We start from the raw sequence: 2,338 nt of genomic DNA on the forward strand, positions 1-2,338 counted from the left end.
CCTGGTAGTTGAGTTCGCGTGCCTTCTCGTAGCTGGCGACGATGGGCGTGGCGGTAGGGTTGTCTATCCCGTCGTTGGTGGTGTCGGCCCTGCCGTCGCGCGCCCAGGCGGTGCCGTTGAACGACCACTGCGTGGCTTCCCGATCGGTCTGGGTGTAGATAGCGCGGTTGTCGAGCAGCTCGGCGGCCTTCTCGCCGGCCTTGGTCATGAAGTAGGCATCGGCTGCGATCAACACCATCGGCCCGGCGCCCGAGCTACCCAACGCGTAGGCAGCAGCCGTGCCGCCAGCCCAGCCGCCAGCGTTGCGGCCGGCGAAGTGAGCAAGCTCCGATTGTGCGGCGAGCGGATTGTCCTGGCCGAGCAAGCGTGTGGCGCGCTGGCCGGTCATCACCGTGTCGGCGGCCGTGGCGAACAGGCCGGCGCTGCGTAGCGCCTGGCCGGCAGACAAGTCGCCAGCCAATAGCTCGCCGGTGGCGAAGCCGCGTTGCGAAACCGGTATGTACGGCGGATGCGGTGCGACGCCTGAGCCTTGGATAATGCTGCGTGCAGTACCGCCGATGGTTGTCGGGGTGTCATCCAATACCTGCTTGACCAACGCCGCATTGGACTCAGATAGCCTTATTCGGCCGGCATCTTCGGCGTGCGCAATCGCCATGCGCAATTCCTCGCGGCCGGCGATCTCGCGGATAACGGCGTCGCGTTCATTGGGGACGGCGACCAGATTTTTGCCCGTCGTGCGTGCGTCATCGATTACTTTTGCGATCCGCTGCTCGGAGTGGATGATGGCGGCCCATTCGGATTCGACGTTGCTCATCGAGCGCAGCATCTTCAACTGGTCGGCATGGGCAGTGCGGTATTGCTCGTACTCGGAAAGAGTGCGGTAGTTTTGTGCGTTCGTCTCGGCCTTGGTCAAGTGATCCGGGGTGGTTGCGAACATGTCGCGATTGATCAGGGCGATTTTGAGGGTGTCTTGTAGGTCGTGGACCTGGGAGGCGACGCGCTTCAATGCAGCAGCGTCATTACGCATGGCCAGTTCGCCATCCGGGGATTTAAGGATGTCGTTAAGATAACCAGAAATTGCATCCGTGTAAGAACTTCGCGTGCGCCCTCGGTGGGGGGATGTCTCGATTTCGTCGGCCAGCTTGCCATCGACCGGCAGATACAGGCGATTGGTCGATACATCCTTGTCGATCAAGCCATGATCGGCCAATTTTTTGAGCAACCTATGATCACGAAAGATGGTGTTTTCAATGACATGATGACTTTCAAGGATGACGTTACTGGCCGGCATCTGCTTTCACTCCATCAAGCGGTAGAAAATTCATCAATCAGCAACCGAAAGCGTCCATCAACCTAACGCCGCGCGTCCTGGGAGATTTGCCAAATCCCTGCGCAATCAATGTATCCCGCAAGAACCGATCGCAAAAGGCATCTGCTGTATGCGGAGTCCTGAAGACATGCGCGGACCCAACCACGTCTCTCCTGAATGCCAACTCGGCACCACCCGTAACGCTGTAGTACTTTCCATTACGGTATCCGGTCAACACCTTGACGGTGGATGCCTCCTCGTCGATGGCGTCGATGATCCGCACCACCTCGCAAAGATAGTGCGGCGCTCCGGGCGTACCGTCTTCCAATCGGAAGTCGCAGAGTGCGAAGGCAAAGCCTTCCGGGTCCGCAGCCTCAAACACCTGCTTCAGCGGTTCGGAGACCAGCCAGTAGCTTTTGAAGCCATCGTGCATGTCATTGGGCATATCGCCGATGCGGCTGTCGTAGCGCAGGCGCGGGGTCTCCTTCAACACAGCCAGCCCCGCATCCTCTCCGGGCAGGCTGTCAGCGAGGGAAAATGGCACTGCATCTTCGTTCTCGAACTCCACACCATGCCCTCGACCACCGCCACGCATATCGGACCTAAGGAGATAGAACTCACCTTTTTTGGGCTTATTCTGGGTAGACACTGTTTTCTCCAAAACGCTCTTGCGGTCAAGCGTAGCAAACTGCGCGACGGTAATAGCGCTGGCCGTTGGAGGCGGTCAACGCATCCGGGTCGGGCAGCGCCTGCTGCACCGCTGGTGACATCGGGAGGCCATCGGCTGCCCGGCCGTCGGCGTTGCTCAGGCTGGGACGGTCAGTGGTATTGGTCGGCTGGCGATAAGGGTCCTGCGGTGTCAGTGTACCCTTTGACGTCAGCGCTGCGGCGTCGTTGTCAATTACAGTCAGAAAATAAAATTCAGCCAGAAAATACAAAGCGGTGCGATCTGAGAGGGTGTTTACATAATGGTAATCTATGATCCCAACGTGGAAACAAGGGATCGAGATGGGGCGCCCACCCAAGATT

At 58.9% G+C, this 2,338-nt stretch carries 1 protein-coding gene and 2 pseudogenes; all 3 read right to left on the reverse strand.

What is annotated here, in order from left to right; genetic code table 11:
• A pseudogene (locus LL962_RS20735) lies at window positions 1-1,006 on the reverse strand (hypothetical protein); the annotation flags it as partial.
• Between the two features lie 322 nt (window positions 1,007-1,328).
• Entirely contained in the window at window positions 1,329-1,958 is a 630-nt protein-coding gene (locus LL962_RS20740) for an imm11 family protein (RefSeq protein ID WP_228318275.1), read from the reverse strand.
• A 46-nt stretch (window positions 1,959-2,004) separates the two neighbouring features.
• Window positions 2,005-2,205, reverse strand: a pseudogene (locus tag LL962_RS21090) (hypothetical protein); the annotation flags it as partial.
• Window positions 2,206-2,338: the final 133 nt, after the last annotated feature.

It is taken from the genome of Xanthomonas sp. NCPPB 1067 (assembly GCF_020783795.1).
Taxonomy (GTDB): Bacteria; Pseudomonadota; Gammaproteobacteria; order Xanthomonadales; family Xanthomonadaceae; genus Xanthomonas; species Xanthomonas melonis.